This is a genomic window from Streptomyces bottropensis ATCC 25435, from assembly GCF_000383595.1.
Lineage (GTDB): Bacteria > Actinomycetota > Actinomycetes > Streptomycetales > Streptomycetaceae > Streptomyces > Streptomyces bottropensis.
Genome location: NZ_KB911581.1, coordinates 7,865,122 through 7,883,659, shown reverse-complemented (window position 1 = coordinate 7,883,659; position 18,538 = coordinate 7,865,122). Strand labels below are relative to the sequence as shown.

Here is an 18,538-nt window from a genome sequence, read left to right as displayed (position 1 = left end):
TTAATCGGCTTCCCGCGGACCCCCTTCGTAGTGCGAAAATGGGCGCACTATGAGCAAGGGAATGTACGTACCGAAGGAGTCCCAGCCCAAGCAGGGCGGGGCGGTCACCAAGGGCCGGGACGGCGAGAAGGGCGGCAAGAAGAAGATCGTCGCCCAGAACAAGAAGGCCCGGCACGACTACGCGATCGTCGACACCTACGAGGCCGGGCTCGTGCTCACCGGCACGGAGGTCAAGTCGCTGCGCGAGGGCCGGACCTCGCTGACCGACGGCTTCGTCCAGATCGACCGGGGGGAGGCGTGGCTGCACAACGCCCACATCCCCGAGTATCACCAGGGCAGCTGGACCAACCACTCCGCGCGCCGCAAGCGGAAGCTGCTGCTGCACCGCGAGGAGATCGACAAGCTGGAGTCCAAGTCGCAGGAGACGGGTCACACCATCGTGCCCCTCGCCCTGTACTTCAAGGACGGCCGGGCCAAGGCCGAGATCGCTCTCGCGCGAGGCAAGAAGGAGTACGACAAGCGGCAGACGCTGCGGGAGCAGCAGGACCGGCGGGAGTCGGACCGGGCCATCGCGGCGGCCAAGCGGAGGCAGCGGGGCCAGTAGGGCGAGGCCGCCGGGAACACGGTGGCACCGTCGTGCGTGGGTCACGTACAATAGCGACGACACCGGCCGCGGTCGGTGTGAGCAGTGGTTCTACCTAATTGAACAGTGTGAAACATGGGGATGATCGGTTTCGACAGCGGCTGTCGAAGCAGGGGAAGCGTGTCGAGGAAGCGGCAATGATCTCGTTAACCATATGTCGCAACCAATAATCGCCAACACCAAGCGCGATTCCCAGACCTTCGCCCTCGCTGCTTAATAACCAGTGAGAGAAGGCCCTAATGGGTGTCAGCCCGGGAGTGTTCCCGACCCGGACCCTGGCATAATCTAGGGAACTAAACCTTGATCCCGGTCACGGGGTGAAAAGGGAAATCTCACAGTGACTGAGCCCGTCGGCGACTTGTTCGCGTGATCGCCGGGGCTGAGAAAATCACAGCGAACTGCACACGGAGAAGCCCTGATTCTGCACCGTTGGACGCGGGTTCGATTCCCGCCATCTCCACAATTCCCATGTGGACGAAGCCCCGCTGCCTTACGGCAGCGGGGCTTCGTCATGTCGTGAACCGGTACACCCTCACTCCGACACCCGGCGGGCCGTGCTCGCCCGGACGGTCAGGCGGGGCGAGAGGAGAGTGGCCTCGGGCACAGGGGTGCCGGCCAGCTTGCTCATCAGGAGACCGACCGCCCGCTCGCCCACCTCCGCCGCCGGGATGGCGATGGAGGTGAGAGGGACCCGGAGGGTCGCCGCGAGGTCGTCCGGACAGAGCGCGGTGACCGAGAGGTCGGCCGGGACACGCAGCCCGAGATGTTCGAAGGCGTCGACGAGGGGATCCAGGATCGCCTCGTTGTGGATGACCACACCCGTGAGCGCCGGCCGCTCGCGCAGGAGGCGCTCCGCCACCGCCCGGGCGGCCGCCGGGGTGGCCTCGCAGGGGCGGACCGTGGACAACATGCCGTTGCGGGTCGCGGCCGAGGTGAAGCCCTGGACGACCCGTTGGGCGAAGGAGGTCTGACGGACGTAGACCTCGGGCGGGGAGCCGATCAGCGCCACCACGCGGTGCCCCAGCCCGGCCAGGTGCTCCACGCACAGTTCGCCCGCCGTCCTGAAGTCCAGGTCGATACAGGTCAGGCCGGCGGGATCGGCGGGGAAGCCGACCAGCACCGACGGGCGGTCCAGGGAACGCAGCAGCGGCAGCCGGGGATCATGCAGTCGGACGTCCATCACGATCAGCGCGTCCACCAGGGCCGAGGCCGCGACCCGCCGCAGACCCTCCTCGCCCTCCTCCTGCGTCAGCAGCAGCACGTCGTGGTCGTGCGCGCGCGCCGCGGTGACGGCCGAGACCGCGAACCGCATGACCACCGGCACATGGATCCCGGCCCGTAACGGCACCACCATCGCCAGCACGTTCGACTTGCTGCTGGCCAGGGCCCGGGCGCCCGCGTGCGGACGGTAGCCCAGCTCGCGGATGGACGCCTCGACCCGGGCCCGCGTCCGCGCCGAGATCGGCCGCTTGCCGCTCAGCGCGTACGAGACGGTGCTGGGGGAGACGCCCGCGTGCCGGGCCACGTCCGTGATCTTCACCGTCACGCCGGCCCCGTTCCCACGGCGTCCGACTCCCCGTCGAGGTCCATCGTCACAAAGCCCGTGCCGGCCTCCGCCCGGACCTCACGGCCCCCGGCCGCGAGCCCCCAGCTCGCCCTCGGGTCGTCGCACGACGCCCGCAGCACCCGGCCCTCCCGTACGACGGTGAAGGTCACGTCACCCACCCGCACGGTGACCTGGGCCCCGTGCGCGAGGCCGTACGCACGCAGTGTGACCCCGTCGGCGTGGTCGTAGTCAGGGCGGTCGGACACCGCGCCGACCGGGACCACCGCGCCCGGCCGGACCAGGAGGGGCACGCTGGTGAAGTCGTGCCGCTCCCGGACCCAGCGGGGCCCGGTGACCGTCCCGCCGGCCGGGAAGCGGGTCCAGGTGCCCTCGGGGACGTAGTACGTGACGTCCCCCTCGTCGCTGAAGACGGGGGCCACGAGAAGGTCCGGGCCGAGCATGTACTGGCGCTCCAGATGGGCGCAGCCCGGATCGTCGGGGAACTCCAGCACCATCGCGCGCATCATGGGGACGCCCTCGGTGTGGGCGGTGCGGGCGGCCGCGTGGAGGTAGGGCATCAGGCTGAGCTTCAACCGGGTGAACTCGCGCAGGACGTCCACCGATTCCTCGTCGAAGAGCCAGGGGACCCGGTACGACGACGAGCCGTGCAGACGGCTGTGGGAGGACAGCAGACCGAAGGCGATCCACCGCTTGAAGAGGGCGGGGGTCGGCGTGCCCTCGAAGCCGCCGATGTCATGGCTCCAGTACCCGAAGCCCGACAGCCCCAGGGACAGCCCGCCGCGCAGCGACTCGGCCATCGCCTCGTAACTCGACTCGCAGTCGCCGCCCCAGTGCACGGGGAAGCTCTGGCTGCCGACGGTCGCCGACCGGGCGAAGAGCACCGCCTCGCCCTCGCCCCGGTGCTTGCGCAGGACGTCGAAGACCGTGCGGTTGTAGAGGTAGGTGTAGTAGTTGTGCATCCGCTCCGGGTCCGAGCCGTCGGACCAGGTCACGTCGAGGGGCACCCGCTCGCCGAAGTCGGTCTTGAAGCAGTCGACGCCCTGGGCGAGGAGCGCCTCCAGCTTCGACGCGTACCACTCGCGGGCCGCCGGGCTGGTGAAGTCGACGAGGGCCATGCCCGGTTGCCAGAGGTCCCACTGCCAGACGTCGCCGTCCGGGCGGCGCAGGAGGTGGCCGAGGGCCTTGCCCTCCGCGAAGAGGGGTGAGCGCTGGGCGATGTACGGGTTGATCCAGACGCTGATCCGCAGGCCGCGTCGTTTGAGGCGGGCCAGCATCCCCTCCGGGTCCGGGAAGACCCGGGGGTCCCACGCGAAGTCGCACCACTGGAACTCGCGCATCCAGAAGCAGTCGAAGTGGAAGACGGACAGGGGGAGCCGGCGCTCCCGCATGCCCTCGATGAAGGAGGTCACCGTCTCCTCGTCGTAGGAGGTGGTGAAGGAGGTCGACAGCCAGAGGCCGAAGGACCAGTCGGGCGGCAGGGCCGGGCGGCCGGTGAGGGCCGTGTACTTGCGGAGGATCTCCTTCGGGGTGGGGCCGTAGACGACGTAGTACGTCAACCGCTGGGTCTCCGCGCTGAACTGCACCCGCGACACGACCTCCGAGGCGACCTCGAACGACACCTTGCCGGGGTGGTCGACGAAGACGCCGTAGCCCGCGTCGGTCAGATAGAACGGCACGTTCTTGTAGGCCTGTTCGGTGGCCGTGCCGCCGTCGGCGTTCCAGACGTCGACGACCTGGCCGTTCTTGACGAGCGGGCCGAAGCGTTCACCGAGGCCGTACACCGAGGTGCCGACGCCCAGATTGAGCTGTTCGCGCAGGTGGTGGGTGCCGGACGCCTCCCGCATGATCCCCATCGACTTGGGGCCGCTGGTGGTGAGGATGCGGCCGTGGGCGAGGAAGTCGATGTGCCAGGGGCCGGTGCGGGACACACGGACCGACAGCTCTCCGGCCGTGAGGGTGGCGTGCTCGTCGTCGTAGGAGGTGTGCGGGGTGAACTCCTCGGTCGTCAGCTCGAAGCGCGGGCCGCGTGGCCGTTCGCCCTCGAAGTGGGTGAAGGTGACGCCGATGACGTCGGGCATCGGGGCGTGCGCGTCGATCGTCACGACCGGTCCCTTCAGCAGGTCGCCGCGGTGGCGGACGGGCTGGGTGGGGGCGTGGACGCGCAGGGTGCCGTCCGTGGCGGTGACGTCGAGGACCTCGACCGGATGGGCCGCGGTGACGCCCTCGCGGAGCAGCCAGTAGCCGTCGGTGAACTTCATGGGTGGGGGGTTCCTTTCCGGGGCCTACTTCACGGCTCCGACCGCGATGCCGCGGGTGAGCGTGCGCTGGAAGAGGAGGAAGAACACGAGAGCGGGGAGCAGGCCGAGCAGGGCCGCCGCGTTGGTCATCGTGGCGTCCATCAGGCGCTGGCCCTGGAGGACGCCGAGGGCCACCGAGACGGTCTGGTTGTCGTTGGAGATCAGCATCACCAGGGGCAGCAGGAACTCGTTCCAGGTCCAGATGAAGAAGAAGACCAGGAGCACGCCGAGGGTGGGCCGGCTGACGGGGACGACGATCCGCCACAGGATCTGCCACGTGCTCGCGCCGTCGATCCGGGCCGCCTCGACGATCTCGCGGGGGAACCGCCCGAGGACCGACGAGAGGAGGTAGGTGCCGAAGGCCGCCTGGATCACGGTGAAGACGATGACCACGCTCAGCCGCGTGTCGTAGAGGCCGGCCTCCTTGGCGAGGAAGTACACCGGGTAGACCAGCGCCTCCTGCGGCAGCATGTTCGCCAGCACGAAGAAGGCGAGGATCCAGGTGCGGCCCCGGACCCGGCCGATGCCGATCGCGTACGCGTTGAGCACGGACAGGACGACGGCCAGGACCGCCACCGAGCCGCTGATCAGCACCGAGTTGAACAGCTTCCGGCTGTAGTCGACCCGCTGCCAGAAGTCCTTCAGCCCGTCGAGGTAGAGGCCGTCGGGGAGGCTGAGCGGGCCGCCGCGCGAGTACTCCGCCGGGGACTTCACCGCGTTCACGGCCACGATCAGGAACGGGACGACCATGAAGAGGGCGGCGACGCAGAGGGCCACGAGGACCGGGTAGCGGCGGACGGCGGTCACGCGCGGTGTGCCTGCGCGCGTACGCGGCGCTTTGCTCGCACGCGTGATCCCTCCGGTCATGCCGGTCATGGGCGGACTCCCTCCTCGGCGTCCTCGGCTCGGGTCTGGAGCCTCAGGCCGACCAGGGCCAGGGCCAGGACGATCACGGTCAGGACGGTGGAGATCGCGGCGCCGTAGCCGACCTGGGTCTTCTCGAAGAACGTGGTGAAGGAGAAGTAGGACGGCACGTCCGTGGCGCCGCCCGGGCCGCCCTTCGTCAGGACGTACACCGCGCCGAACACCTTCAGCGCGGCGATCGTGCACCACAGCAGGACCACATGGATCTCGGGCCGGATCTGCGGCAGGGTGATGTGCCGGAAGCGGCGCCACCAGCCGGCGCCGTCCAGCTCGGCGGCCTCGTACAGCGCCGGGTCGACGCGCTGCAGCCCGGCCATGAAGACGACCAGCGGGAAGCCGAGCTGCACCCAGACCATCACGGCCATGACCGTGTAGAGGGCGAGGTCGGGGTCGCCGAGCCAGTCCTGCTGCCATCCGCCGAGCCCCGCCGCCTTCAGCAGCTCGTTCAGGGAACCGCTCTCGGGGGCGAGGATCCAGCTCCAGACGATGCCCGCCACCGCGATCGGCAGCACCTGGGGCAGGTAGAAGCAGGCCCGCAGCACGGCGGTGACCCGGCTGCCGAAGTGCTTGCCGACGAAGTCGAACAGGGCGGCGGCCAGGACCAGCCCGAGCGCGGTCGGCACGGCGGCCATCGCCACCACCATGAACAGGCTGTGCCGGAACGACGCCCAGAACGCGGAGTCGTCCAGCAGCTCCCGGTAGTTGGCGAGCCCCGACCATTGCGGGCCGCCGACCCCCTGCCAGTCGGTGAAGCTCACCCCCGTGTTCATCAGGAACGGCACGACGACGACCGCGAGGAAGGCGAGGGCGCCGGGCAGGAGGAACAGCGCGTAGGAGTCACGGCCGGCGCGGGGCCGGCGGGCGCCGCCGCCCCGCCCCTCCTTCGCGACCGCCCGCCCCCGCTCCACGGTCACCGTCATCGCTTCGGTACGTCCTTCTCGTACGCCTTCCCGATCGCGTCCAGGTAGGCGTCCGGACCGGCGTCGCCGGTGATCAGCTTCTGGGTCTCGGAGACGAGGACGTCGTAGAAACCGGGCACGGGCCAGTCCGGGTAGAAGGCCAGGCCGTCCTTCTCGGAGAGGGTGTTGAAGTCGGCGATCAGCTTCTTCGCCCGGGAATCGGTGATGGCGCCGGGGTCCGCGGCCACCGGGACACCGCCCTTGTCGCCGAGCAGGTTCTGGATCTTCTCCGACAGAGTGATGTCGATGAAGTCGTAGGCGAGTTCCTTGTTCTTCGCGCCCTTGGGGACGACCCAGAGGTTGCCGCCGGAGCCGAGTGTGAGGTTCGTGTCGGGCCACAGGAAGGTGCCCCAGTCGAAGGTGTTCTCGGCCTGGAACCGGCCGTACCACCAGCTCCCCGAGAACAGGATCGGCGCCTTGCCCTGGATGAAGGAGACTCCCGCGTCCTCGGACTTCGCCCCGGTCGACTTCTCGCCGATGTATCCCTTCTCCACCCAGTCCGCGAAGGTCTCCGCCCCGTACGTCCAGGCGGCGTCGTGGAAGTCGGTCTCGCCCTCGTACAGCTCGTAGGAGTCCACCCAGGCACGGTCGGCCCTGCTCAGCGCCAGCTGGTACAGGTACTGCTGCGCCATGTACTCGGCGCCGGCGTTGGCGAGCGGGGTGATGCCCGCCTTCACGAACTCGTCCATGGCGGCGGTGAGTTCGGCGAGCGTGGTGGGTTCCTCGATGCCGTGCTCGGCGAAGAGGTCCTTGTTGTAGAAGACCATCGTGTACTCGGCGTAGTTCGGTACGCCGTACCAGGCGCCGGATCCCATGACGCCGTCGGCGTCGTAGCGGCTGGTGGTACGGACACCCGCGCTGAGCTTCTTGTCCCAGCCACGCTCGCCGACCTGCGGGGTGAGGTCGGTGAGGAGGCCCTGCTTGGAGAGGAGACCGGCGGTCGCGTTGCCCTTGTTGTACTCCATGAGGTCGGGCGCGTCGGAGGAGTTGAGGACCATGGGGGCGGTCTTCCGGATCTGTTCGAACCCCTTCTCCTCGAACTCGACCTCGACGCCCGGATGGGTCCTCTCGAACTCCTTGATCGCCGCGTTCCAGGCCACGCCCATCGCGCTGTCCGGGCCTTCGTAGTGCCAGAGGCGGAGGGTCCGCCCGTCGCCACCGCCGCCGCTGTCCGAACCGCCGCAGGAGACCAGGAGCAGCGCTCCACCGAGTGCCACCGCGGCCGCCGCCGTACGCCTTCGTGCCGTCAACATCCTGCGCCTCCGGGGGAGTCGGATGGATCGTCGAAAGGTGTCGTCGAATCGCTTCGATGAATAAAGTCGAAGCGCTTCGACGGAAGGTAGGGGCGGGCCGGGGATGCGTCAATGGGGCGCACGGGATCCGTCTCCGGGGGTGGGGGGTGCCGCGGGGGGGGTGAGGGGGTCGGGTTCCCGCCGCTGGGGCGGCGCGGTGAGCTGGACCTTCGCCGGGGCGCGGCGGCGTGCCCGCTCGTGGCATGCGGTGGGTCGGGGCCGGAGGCGATGGCCGGGTGATGGGGACCGTGGCGCGGTGGGGGCGGGATTATGGCTGGCAGATCTGGAGGACGGGGGGATTTCGCCCACAGATGCACTCATCATGATGACCTTCACCTGACAGCACACACGTGCACATCTTTCCCACCCATACATTCGTTGGCCAGGGTGCGTGTGATGGGCGGGGCGCCCCGGATCGGGTGGGGGTCCGGTCCGGTACAGGAAAGTGCGACAGCCCGGCATCGAACACGCGCCCGGAACGATCCCGTGGGGGGAAGTGCGTGCACGTCGACAACTGGCCCAACGGCATTCAGCCGAAGCGGACCGACGGCGAAGGTGAAGGCCTCGGTCCAGGCCGTGGTGGTAGTGGCTCCGGCGGCGAGGTGGTCTGGCCCGAGGCCACCGGCAGAACGGGAGCCGTCTCCCGGAGCGGGCCGGCCCGAGCGAGCGGAGTGCCCCGGCAGCCGACCGCCTCCGCGGCGCCCGGGGCCCTGTCGGGTGTCGTCCCGGCGCCCTGGGAACAGCCCGACCAGCCGGGCCGTAATCACGATCCGCACGAGGTGACCGTGCAACTCGACGGTGTGGGGCGCGAAGTGGACGAGGGCCAGGGCAGGCACGCCGGCAAGGACGGGGACGCCTCGGAAGCCGCTCAGGACTCCGACGGCCCGGTCTTCGTGGACGAATCGGGCCGCCGCCGGAACCTCTACCGGCGCCTCGGCATCGCCGTCGGCACCGCCTGCGCCGCGTACGCCGTGGTCATCGTCGGCACCCTCGTGTCGGGCAACTCCGACGCGCCCTGGCTGCCGGTGCCGATGCAGAAGGACGACAAACCGGCGGGCAAGGTGGACACGCCCCCGCTGCCCGCCGAGTCGGACGACCGGTCCGACGAGGCGGAGGGCTTCGTACCGGACGCGGGCCAGGGCAGGGGCCGTACGGGAGCGACGTCCTCGCCCGGCGCCAAGTCCCCGGCCGGTTCGTCCGGCAAGGCGAAGCAGCCGGAGAAGTCCGCCAGCGCCGAGCCGTCGGCCGGACCCAGCGCCAAGGCGACGCCGAAGCCGCAGCCGAGCGGCGGCGCGAAGGACCCCGAGCCGACCGCCCCCGCGCCCGAGCCGCCGAAGGTGGACCCCAGTCCCGCGGAGTCGCCCGCGCCCTCGCCCTCGCCCTCCGAGACCGGCTCACCCGACCCGGGCCCGGGCCCGGGCCCCGGCACGGACACCGTCGCCGACGGACCGGCGTCCCCGGCGCCCGTCGAGCCCGCCCCGTCGACGCCGCAGGACTCGCAGAGTCCGCAGGAGCCGTCGGGCCCGCAGGACCCGCAGAACCCGGAGAGCCCCGCCTGATGACCCGCTCCAAGCGCGGCGGCACGCCTTCGCGTGCCGCCGCCCCACGCCGTACCCGCACACCGCGAGCACCGCAGGTCCCCGAAGTCCCCGAGGGCGGCACGGCCGACGACCCGGCAGGCAACACGGCCGAAGGACCGAGCCCCAGCCCCAGCCCGAGCCCGAGTTCGGGCGAGAGCACCGGCAAGAGCCCGCGCAAGCGGGTGCGCAAGCGTTCCGGACGCCGCGTGCCGCTGCGCTATCTGCTGCCCTGCGTGCTGCTCCTCGCCCTGATGGCCATGCTGATGCTGCGCGGATACGTGCACAGCGAGATCCTCGCGGACCACCGGGTCGGGGCGCCGGTGGCGAACGACCGGGTGCCGAAGAAGATACTCAAGGGCGGGCCCGTGATCGACACCCGCTCGGGCCGCCGGATCAGCCTGGACATCCCCGATCACGAACTGGTCCTGACGTTCGACGACGGGCCCGACCCCACGTGGACCCCCAAGGTCCTCGACATGCTGAAGAAGCACGACGCCAAGGCCGTCTTCTTCATCACCGGCACGATGGCCTCGCGCTATCCGGACCTGGTCCAGCGGATGGTCGACGAGGGCCACGAGATCGGCCTGCACACCTTCAACCACCCGGACCTCTCGCTCCAGAGCAAGGACCGCATCGACTGGGAGCTGTCCCAGAACCAGCTCGCGCTCGCGGGCGCGGCGGGCATCCGTACCTCCCTGTTCCGGCCGCCGTACTCCTCGTTCTCGGACCGGATGGACAACCGGACGTGGCCGGTCACGGAGTACATCGGCAGCCGCGGCTACATCACCGTCGTCAGCGACACCGACAGCCAGGACTGGGCCCGCCCCGGCGTCGACGAGATCATCCGCCGGGCCACGCCCGAGCGCCGCGGTGACGGGCACATCGTGCTGATGCACGACGCCGGCGGCGACCGCTCGCAGACCGTCGCCGCGCTGGACCGGTACATCGGCGAACTCCAGGCCGACGGCTACACGTTCGACACCCTCACCGGTGCCCTCCAGGCGCCCAGCGCGCACACCCCGGTCACCGGCCTCGGCCTGGTGAAGGGCAAGGTGTGGGTGACGCTGGTGCAGGTGTCGGAGAAGACGACGAGCGTCCTCGTGGTCGCCCTCGCGGTCGTCGGCGTCCTCGTCCTCGCCCGCTTCGGCCTGATGCTGATCCTGTCGATCGCGCACGCCCGCAAGGTCAGGCGCCGTGGCTTCGTCTGGGGCACGGACGGGCCCGTCACGGAACCGGTGTCGGTGCTCGTCCCGGCGTACAACGAGGCCAAGTGCATCGAGATGACGGTCCGTTCGCTGGTGGCGAGCGACCACCCCATCGAGGTGCTCGTCATCGACGACGGCTCCAGCGACGGCACGGCCCGCATCGTGGAGGAGCTGGGCCAGGACCTGTCGGGCGTCCGTGTCGTACGCCAGCTCAACGCGGGCAAGCCGGCCGCCCTCAACCGGGGCATCGCCAACGCCCGCCACGAGATCATCGTCATGATGGACGGCGACACGGTCTTCGAACCGTCCACCGTCCGCGAGCTGGTCCAGCCGTTCGCCGACCCCCGGGTCGGCGCGGTCGCCGGCAACGCCAAGGTGGGCAATCGCGACACCATGATCGGCGCCTGGCAGCACATCGAGTACGTGATGGGCTTCAACCTCGACCGCCGGATGTACGACGTCCTGCGCTGCATGCCGACGATCCCCGGCGCGGTGGGGGCGTTCCGGCGCGAGGCCCTCGAACGCGTCGGCGGCATGAGCGAGGACACCCTCGCCGAGGACACCGACATCACCATGGCCATGCACCGCGACGGCTGGCACGTCGTCTACGCCGAGAACGCGCGCGCCTGGACCGAGGCCCCGGAATCCGTCCAGCAGCTGTGGTCGCAGCGCTACCGCTGGTCGTACGGCACGATGCAGGCGATCTGGAAGCACCGGGGCTCGTTCTTCGACCGGGGCCCCTCGGGCCGCTTCGGGCGCGTGGGCCTGCCGCTGGTGTCGCTGTTCATGGTCGTGGCCCCGCTGCTGGCCCCGCTCATCGACGTCTTCCTGCTCTACGGGCTGGTCTTCGGGCCGACCGAGAAGACGGTCGGTGCCTGGCTGGGCGTCCTGGCCGTCCAGGTGGTGTGCGCGGCGCTGGCGTTCCATCTCGACAAGGAGCGCATGACCCATCTGATCTCGCTCCCGCTCCAGCAGATCCTCTACCGCCAGCTCATGTACGTCGTCCTGCTGCAGTCGTGGATCACGGCACTGACCGGCGGCCGGCTGCGCTGGCAGAAGCTGCGGCGGACGGGGGCCGTGGGGCTGCCCGGCGCGCCGCAGGAACAGGCGGCCGCCGTGCCGCAGCAGCAGTCGGGAGAGCGGAGGCCGGTCGGATGAGCACCCTCACCCAGGACTCCGCACCGCAGACCCCGGCCGCCTTGGCCGTCTCCGGCCGGGACCGCTACTTCGACCTGCTGCGGGCCCTGGCCATCTTCCGGGTGGTGCTCTACCACCTGGCCGGCTGGAGCTGGCTGCCGCTCGTCTTCCCCTCCATGGGCGTGATGTTCGCGCTCGCCGGCAACCTCATGGCGCGCTCGCTGAAGCGGCCGGCGCTGGGTGTCGTCAGAGGCCGGCTGCGCCGTCTGCTGCCCCCGGTGTGGCTGCTGGGCGTCGTCGGCGTGACGGGGATGGTGGCCCAGGGCTGGGCGCCGGATCCGTACTGGCATCCCCTCTGGTGGTGGTTCCACCTCGCGTTCTGGATCCTCCCGGTCAGCGAGCCGCCGTACGCCGACGGCCTGCCCGGGGTGCACGGCTTCATCGGCGCGGACTGGGCCGTGGAACTGGCCGGACCCCTCTGGTACGTGCGCACCTACATCTGGTACGTCGTGCTCTCCCCGGTGCTGCTGCGCGCGCTGCGCAAGACGCCGGTGGTGACGGTCCTCGCGCCGCTCGCCCTGGCGGCGGTGTTCGAGCTGGGCTGGCTGGCCGTCCCCGGCGAGCGGCTCGCCGCGGGCTTCACGGACTTCGCCACCTTCGGTGCCTGCTGGATCCTCGGCATGGCCCACCAGGAGGGCATCCTCAAGCGCCTGCCGAGGTACGTCGTGCCGTCCGTGGCCCCGGCTGTCGCCCTCTTCGGCCTCTGGTACGCCCTGCGCCACGACTACGGCCAGGGCCACGACCTGGACGACATGCCGTTCGCCCAGTCCCTGTGGTCCGTCGCCGCGGTGGCGCTGCTGCTGCATCTGAGCCCGTCGTGGTCGCAGTGGCCGCCCCGGCTGCGCCGCTGGGACGGGGTGATCGGCTTCCTCAACTCCCGCGCGGTGACGATCTATCTCTGGCACACCACCTGCATCGTGATCGCCGCGACCCAGTGGGACCGGCTGTGGGACGTGGTCTTCCTCGAACAACACGCCCCGTGGCTGCTGGAGAGCGTCTGGCCCGTGCTGGCCCTCACCTGGCTGCTGGTCGTCGCCTGTGTCGTCGCCTTCGGCTGGGCGGAGGATCTGGCGGCCCGGCGCAGGCCGCGGTTGTGGCCGAGGCGTGGGGATGCCGGGAGGGCCCGGGGCAGGTCCTGACCCGGGCGGCCGGTTACGTGTGCTCGGTCATGTATTGACCCGGTAACCAACCGGGATACGCACTTGCGTGCGACTGAGCGGGTGGTGGATGTTGGGCTCGCTGGAGGCAGGTGTTCCGCGCACTTCGTGCCTCGCCGAAGCGACTCAAGGAGTGACACCCGCCGATGACTCAGCCTCCCGGCCCGCCGTACGACGGGTACGGCTCCCAGCCGCCGCAGCAGCCGTACCCGGGACCCTACGGGTCCCCGGGCCAGGCCCCCGGCCAGCCGCCGAACCCGTACGCGACGGCTCCGCAGCAGCCGTACGGGGGCGGCGGACAGCAGCCGTACGGCGCGCCGGGCGGGCCGGGGGCGCCTGGAGCACCCAACTACGGCCCGCAGTACGGCGGTTACCCGCCGCCGCCCCCGCCCTCCGGTGGTGGCGGCAAGATCGCGCTGATCATCGTGGCGGCCGTGGCGGCGCTCGCGGTGATCGGCGGCGGCATCTTCCTCCTCACCAGCGACGGGGACGACACCGACACGGCCAGGCCCGGGCGGAGCGCGTCGGCCGTGGCCACCGAGTCCGAGAGCCCGGCCGAGACGGAGGAGGCCACCGACGAGGCCACGGAGGAGGCCACCGACACGCCCGACGGCGGCCTGGACGACGGGGGTTCGACCACCGCGCCGGCCAAGGGCGTGGAGGGCCAGTGGCAGGACGACGAGGCCCGCACCCTGACGATCGGCGCCGAGCAGACCGCCGGGGAGGCCAAGGGCCAGCACCCGCTGTCCTACATCGACATGGTCGGCGGCAAGGGCATCATGACCGGCGTCGGCAAGTACCGCGACGACAACAACTTCCGCATGGCCCTCACCCCCATGGCCTCGAAGGACGCCAGCGAGGACGACGTCACCTTCGCCACGATCCGCCGCTCCGGCGACGACGTGGTCATCACCTGGGAGGCCGGCGGCACGGACACGCTCAGCTATGTGGGCGAGGCGTCGGGCTGACCGTTCACCCGACGGGCGAGGGCCTGTCGTCCCCGCCGAGACGCGTGGCCGCTCCGACTCCGGGGCGGCCACCTCCCGTCGGGCGTCCGGGCAGCGAGAGCCGAGGTCATGGCGGACCGGCGGCAACCCGGAGCCGGGCGGCGGCGACTGAGGAGAAAGGAGAGACGGGGAGCGTTCACACATGAGGAGCGATGCCGAGCACATCGACGGGTTCGCGGCCTGGATCGAAGGCGTGATGCGGGCCCGTGGGTACGACCTCGACAGCCCGCGCGGCGGCGGCAGGACCAAGCTCGCCGAGGACGCGGGGGTGCACCGGGCGGCCATCACCCGGCTGCTGCAGCGCCGGAGCATGCCGGATCTGGAGACGATGCGGGGCCTGTCCCGCGCGCTCGGCATCCCGGTCCGCGACGTCCTGATCCGCTCGGGCAAGCTCACCGAGCAGGACCTGCCGCAGGCGCCGGAGCCACCCGGGACCGACACGGCCCCCGGCGGCCCCACGCTCTCCGCCGAGCAGGCGGCGACCGCGCTCGGCATCCCGGAACACCTCCGGGCGGCCTTCGTCCGGATCACCGAACAGCTCAGACTCGGCACGGCAGCCGCCCCGGCCGCTCTGGAGGCGGGCCCGGACGGCCACACCGACACCTGACCCCGCCCCAGCCGCACCGGCACCCGCCCCAGCTGTACCGGCACCCGACCCGGCCCGGTCGTCGGCGCCGATCGTCCCGTTGGCGGGTTCCGTGCGTGCCCGGTCCGGATGCCTGTGGTCCTCGCCACGCTGAGCGACGGCATCCGGTGCCCGTACATTGGCGTGAGGACCTGGCCGGAGGCGGCATGACCACCGGGTATGACGCCCCGCTCACCGATTCCTCACCGGCCGGTCCCCGCATCCGTGAGAGCGAAGTTCCCTTCCGGTCACCCGGTGCCACAGAACAGGAAACGCGCTCTCCCTACCTTCGGGACTCATCACCCCTCATCCCCGTACCGCAACACCTGAGCCCGGAGAACGTGGAGGCGTCATGACAGCCCCGAGCACTGCCCCCGCATCGAGCAGGGGAGGCCGCTGGATCGAGCACTGGGATCCCGAGAACGAGGCCTTCTGGAACGAGACCGGCGAGAAGGTCGCCCGCCGCAACCTCATTTTCTCGGTGCTCTCGGAGCACATCGGTTTCTCCATCTGGACCGTCTGGTCGGTGATGGTCCTGTTCATGGGCCCCGAGTACGGGCTCACCCCGGCCGACAAGTTCTTCCTCGTCTCGATGGCCACGCTGGTCGGCGCCATCGTCCGCATCCCGTACACCTTCGCGGTGGCGATCTTCGGCGGCCGTAACTGGACGATCGTCTCGGCGAGCCTGCTGCTCATCCCGACCGTCGCGGCCTTCGTCGTGATGGAGCCGGGGACCTCGTTCAACACGTTCCTGGTCTGCGCGATGCTCGCCGGTATCGGTGGCGGCAACTTCGCCTCCTCCATGACCAACATCAACGCCTTCTTCCCGCTGCGGAAGAAGGGCTGGGCGCTCGGTCTCAACGCGGGCGGCGGCAACATCGGTGTCCCGGTCGTGCAGCTCATCGGCCTCGCCGTCATCGGCGCCTCCGGCGGTCCCCGCGTGCTGCTCGGGATCTACATCCCCTTCATCGTCATCGCCGCGGTCCTCGCCGCCGTCTACATGGACAACATCGCGTCCGTGAAGAACGACACCGGTGCCGCGAAGGACTCCGTGAAGGAGGCCCACACCTGGATCATGTCCTTCCTCTACATCGGCACCTTCGGCTCCTTCATCGGCTACAGCTTCGCCTTCGGCCTCGTCCTGCAGACCCAGTTCGGCCGTACACCCCTGGAGTCCGCCTACGTCACCTTCATCGGCCCCCTGCTCGGCTCGCTGATCCGGCCCCTCGGCGGCGCGCTCGCCGACAAGTACGGCGGCGCCAAGATCACCCTGTGGAACTACGTCGGCATGGCCGCCGCCACCGGGATCATCGTCATCGCCTCCATGCAGAAGTCGCTGCCGCTGTTCACCACCGCGTTCATCGTGCTGTTCGTCCTCACCGGACTCGGCAACGGCTCCACCTTCAAGATGATCCCGGGCATCTTCCAGGCCAAGGCCCTCGCCAAGGGGCTTCAGGGCGAGGAGGCCGCGGCCTACGGACGTCGCCTCTCCGGCGCATCCATGGGCATCATCGGCGCGGTGGGCGCCCTCGGCGGCCTCGGCATCAACCTGGCCTTCCGCCAGTCCTTCCTCTCCGTGGGCTCCGGCACCGGCGCCTTCCTCGCCTTCCTCGCCTTCTACGGCCTCTGCTTCCTGGTGACCTGGGCCGTATACCTTCGCCGCCCGGCCTCGAACACCTCTGCGGAGGCGACGACGACGGAGGCGAAGCCGCAGCTCAGCTACGCCGAGGTGTGACATCGCCCATGCCGTGACACGTGCGACGTAACACCAGCGACATCAACCCGAACCGAGCCTGTCACGCGCCGTTGACAGGCTCGTTCGGCATGGGGGCGCACCAGCCCGTGCCACCGTACTGAGGGCAACGATTCGACTGCGGGACGAGAGCCATGTACGACGAACAGCAGCGACCCGAGCGATCAGATCGAGCCGATCGACCAGACAGGACGGTTCTGATGGATCGAGTGGATCGAACAGCGCAGCCGGAACACGGGCCGCTCGCGGGCTTCACCGTGGGGGTCACGGCCGCCCGCCGCGCCGACGAACTCGGAGCACTCCTCCAGCGCCGCGGCGCCGCGGTCCTGCACGCGCCCGCCCTGCGCATCGTGCCGCTCGCCGACGACAGCGAACTGCTCGCCGCGACCAAGGGTCTGATCGACCAGGCACCCGACATCGTGGTGGCGACGACCGCCATCGGCTTCCGCGGCTGGATCGAGGCGGCGGACGGCTGGGGCCTCGGCGAGGCGCTCCTCGACCGCCTGCGGGGAGTCGAGGTCCTGGCGCGCGGACCGAAGGTGAAGGGCGCGATCCGGGCCGCCGGTCTCACTGAGGAGTGGTCCCCCTCCTCCGAGTCCATGGCCGAAGTGCTCGACCGGCTGCTGGAGCAGGGCGTCGAGGGCCGCCGTCTCGCCATCCAGCTGCACGGCGAGCCGCTGCCCGGCTTCGTGGAGTCCCTGCGTGCCGCCGGGGCCGAGGTCGTGGGCGTCCCCGTCTACCGCTGGATGCCCCCCGAGGACATCACCCCCGTGGACCGCCTCCTCGACTCGGCGATCGGCCGCGGCGTCGACGCCCTCACCTTCACCAGCGCCCCGGCGGCGGCGTCCCTGCTCTCCCGCGCCGAAGACCGGGGCCTGCTCCCGGAGTTGCTCAACGCTCTCAACCACGACGTCCTCCCCGCCTGCGTGGGTCCGGTGACGGCCCTGCCCCTCCAGGCCCACGGCGTGGACACGGTCCAGCCCGAGCGCTTCCGTCTCGGCCCCCTCGTCCAGCTCCTGTGCCAGGAACTCCCCGGCCGCGCCCGCACCCTGCCCATCGCCGGCCACCGTGTGGAGATCCGCGGCCACGCCGTCCTCGTCGACGGCGACCTCCGTCCCGTCCCCCCGGCCGGGATGTCCCTGCTGCGGGCGCTGTGCCGCAGGCCGGGCTGGGTCGTCCCCCGCTCGGACCTCCTCAAGGCACTCCCCGGCGCGGGCCGCGACGAACACGCCGTAGAAACAGCCATGGCCCGCCTCCGCACAGCCCTGGGCACCCCCAAACTCATCCAGACGGTGGTCAAACGCGGCTACCGCCTGGCCCTGGACCCGGCGGCGGACACGAAGTACGACGCGTAAGGGGCCCGCGCCCCTGGGGACGGGATGGCGGGATGGGTGAGGGCGGCGGGGGCGACCGGAATCCCCCGCACCCCGGAGGCTTCCCGCACGGAGTGAGCCCAGGCACTGTAAGGGGTACGCACCTCCCCAGCGCACCCCTGCCGGCCGGCAACCCACGGCGGTGACAGCCCCATGGAACAAACCCCCCGCTTCGACTGCGGCCACCTCTGCCTGGACTTCCTCGCCACCACGCACCCCGAGGAACAACTCGACTCCCCGGACGGCCTGCGCACCTGGATCACCGCCGCCCGCCTGGTCCCCGACGACACCCCCCTGACCCACATCACCCCGCACTGGCTGGTGGACTTCAGAGAACTACGCGGACACATCGGACAGTTGGTCCGGGACGATCCCGACCCTGCCCCCGCCCCCGCTCCCGACCCCCGCCCCTTCGATTTGTCCCTGGCGAGGGTCAACGACCTGGCGTGCGCACCCGTCCCGGCCCCCCGGGCCGTCCGCACGGACGACGGCACCCTCACCCGCGCCCTGGACCACACTCCCGACCGCGCCGCCCTGCTCGCCCTGATCGCCCGCGACACCGTGGAACTGCTCACCGACCCGGTGGCCCGCGCCGCCCTGCGCCGCTGCGCGGACGACAACTGCCCCATCGTGTACGTCGACACCTCCCGCGGCCGGCGCCGCCGCTGGTGCTCCAGCGAGATCTGCGGCAATCGCGAGCGCGTGGCCCGCCACCGCCGCCGAGCGGCCCTGGCCCGCGCCTAGTCGGGGCAGAAATGCCCAGCCGCGTTACCCCTCCCGACAGTTGGGCAAACATCAGGTCGGCGTAAAGAAGCAGCAGTGCTGTTTTTCACATCGCGACGCGGGTGTCTTCACAATTCCCGTCCGTGCGTGCCGGTTTAAGCATGGATATGGGACCACTTGTCCCCCAACTGCCCCACCCGCACCGCGTTTAATCGAGAAAGTTGTGGCTCAACTCT

At 70.5% G+C, this 18,538-nt stretch carries 14 protein-coding genes and 1 other RNA gene; 10 read left to right on the top strand and 5 right to left on the bottom strand.

The features are described 5' to 3' along the window. Nucleotides 1-61: 61 nt before the first annotated feature. Together smpB and ssrA are read left to right on the top strand one after the other, a co-directional pair. On the top strand, nt 62-604 hold the full coding sequence (gene smpB / locus STRBO_RS0134930; RefSeq protein WP_005486821.1) for an SsrA-binding protein SmpB: 543 nt from the start codon (nt 62-64) through the stop codon (nt 602-604). Between the two features lie 116 nt (nt 605-720). Then, nucleotides 721-1,106, top strand: a transfer-messenger RNA (tmRNA) gene (ssrA, locus tag STRBO_RS41080). Nucleotides 1,107-1,175: 69 nt separating this feature from the next. Here the strand turns inward: ssrA and STRBO_RS0134925 are convergent. The 5 genes from STRBO_RS0134925 to STRBO_RS0134905 form a co-directional block, all read right to left on the bottom strand. Next, the gene (locus tag STRBO_RS0134925) at nt 1,176-2,189 is read right to left on the bottom strand and encodes a LacI family DNA-binding transcriptional regulator (RefSeq protein ID WP_005486820.1); all 1,014 of its coding nucleotides are present in this window, start codon (nt 2,187-2,189) and stop codon (nt 1,176-1,178) included. Continuing rightward, nucleotides 2,186-4,468, bottom strand: a complete 2,283-nt coding sequence (yicI, locus tag STRBO_RS0134920; RefSeq protein WP_005486819.1) for an alpha-xylosidase — start codon at nt 4,466-4,468, stop codon at nt 2,186-2,188. Before yicI ends, STRBO_RS0134925 begins: the two co-directional genes overlap by 4 nt. Before the next feature lie 24 nt (nt 4,469-4,492). Next, nucleotides 4,493-5,257 carry a carbohydrate ABC transporter permease gene (locus tag STRBO_RS0134915; RefSeq protein WP_051085405.1) on the bottom strand — a complete coding sequence of 255 codons (765 nt, stop codon included), beginning with the start codon at nt 5,255-5,257 and terminating at the stop codon, nt 4,493-4,495. 122 nt (nt 5,258-5,379) lie between these two features. Next, nucleotides 5,380-6,351 (bottom strand): carbohydrate ABC transporter permease, encoded by a 972-nt coding sequence (locus STRBO_RS0134910; protein ID WP_005486817.1) that lies wholly within the window; start codon nt 6,349-6,351, stop codon nt 5,380-5,382. Then, nucleotides 6,348-7,643 (bottom strand): ABC transporter substrate-binding protein, encoded by a 1,296-nt coding sequence (locus STRBO_RS0134905; protein WP_005486812.1) that lies wholly within the window; start codon nt 7,641-7,643, stop codon nt 6,348-6,350. The genes STRBO_RS0134910 and STRBO_RS0134905 overlap by 4 nt, the downstream gene beginning before the upstream one ends. 539 nt (nt 7,644-8,182) lie before the next feature. Here STRBO_RS0134905 and STRBO_RS0134900 point away from each other — a divergent pair. The 8 genes from STRBO_RS0134900 to STRBO_RS0134865 all read left to right on the top strand — a co-directional run bounded on the left by STRBO_RS0134900 (nt 8,183) and on the right by STRBO_RS0134865 (nt 18,323). Next, entirely contained in the window at nt 8,183-9,241 is a 1,059-nt protein-coding gene (locus tag STRBO_RS0134900) for a hypothetical protein (RefSeq protein WP_005486811.1), read from the top strand. Then, entirely contained in the window at nt 9,241-11,625 is a 2,385-nt protein-coding gene (locus tag STRBO_RS0134895) for a bifunctional polysaccharide deacetylase/glycosyltransferase family 2 protein (protein ID WP_005486810.1), read from the top strand. Before STRBO_RS0134900 ends, STRBO_RS0134895 begins: the two co-directional genes overlap by 1 nt. Further along, nucleotides 11,622-12,803, top strand: coding sequence for an acyltransferase family protein (locus STRBO_RS0134890; RefSeq protein WP_005486809.1), 1,182 nt, complete (start codon nt 11,622-11,624; stop codon nt 12,801-12,803). Before STRBO_RS0134895 ends, STRBO_RS0134890 begins: the two co-directional genes overlap by 4 nt. A gap of 164 nt (nt 12,804-12,967) precedes the next feature. Next, entirely contained in the window at nt 12,968-13,789 is an 822-nt protein-coding gene (locus STRBO_RS0134885; protein WP_005486808.1) for a hypothetical protein, read from the top strand. A gap of 181 nt (nt 13,790-13,970) precedes the next feature. Next, the gene (locus STRBO_RS0134880; protein WP_005486807.1) at nt 13,971-14,435 is read left to right on the top strand and encodes a helix-turn-helix transcriptional regulator; all 465 of its coding nucleotides are present in this window, start codon (nt 13,971-13,973) and stop codon (nt 14,433-14,435) included. Nucleotides 14,436-14,805: 370 nt separating this feature from the next. Beyond that, the gene (locus STRBO_RS0134875; protein ID WP_005486805.1) at nt 14,806-16,188 is read left to right on the top strand and encodes a nitrate/nitrite transporter; all 1,383 of its coding nucleotides are present in this window, start codon (nt 14,806-14,808) and stop codon (nt 16,186-16,188) included. Nucleotides 16,189-16,406: 218 nt separating this feature from the next. Continuing rightward, complete coding sequence (locus STRBO_RS0134870) at nt 16,407-17,561, top strand: uroporphyrinogen-III synthase (RefSeq protein WP_028797018.1); 1,155 nt, start codon at nt 16,407-16,409, stop codon at nt 17,559-17,561. Between the two features lie 171 nt (nt 17,562-17,732). Beyond that, a complete protein-coding gene (locus tag STRBO_RS0134865) occupies nt 17,733-18,323 on the top strand; it encodes a CGNR zinc finger domain-containing protein (RefSeq protein ID WP_005486803.1) in 591 nt (196 codons plus the stop codon). Nucleotides 18,324-18,538: the final 215 nt, after the last annotated feature.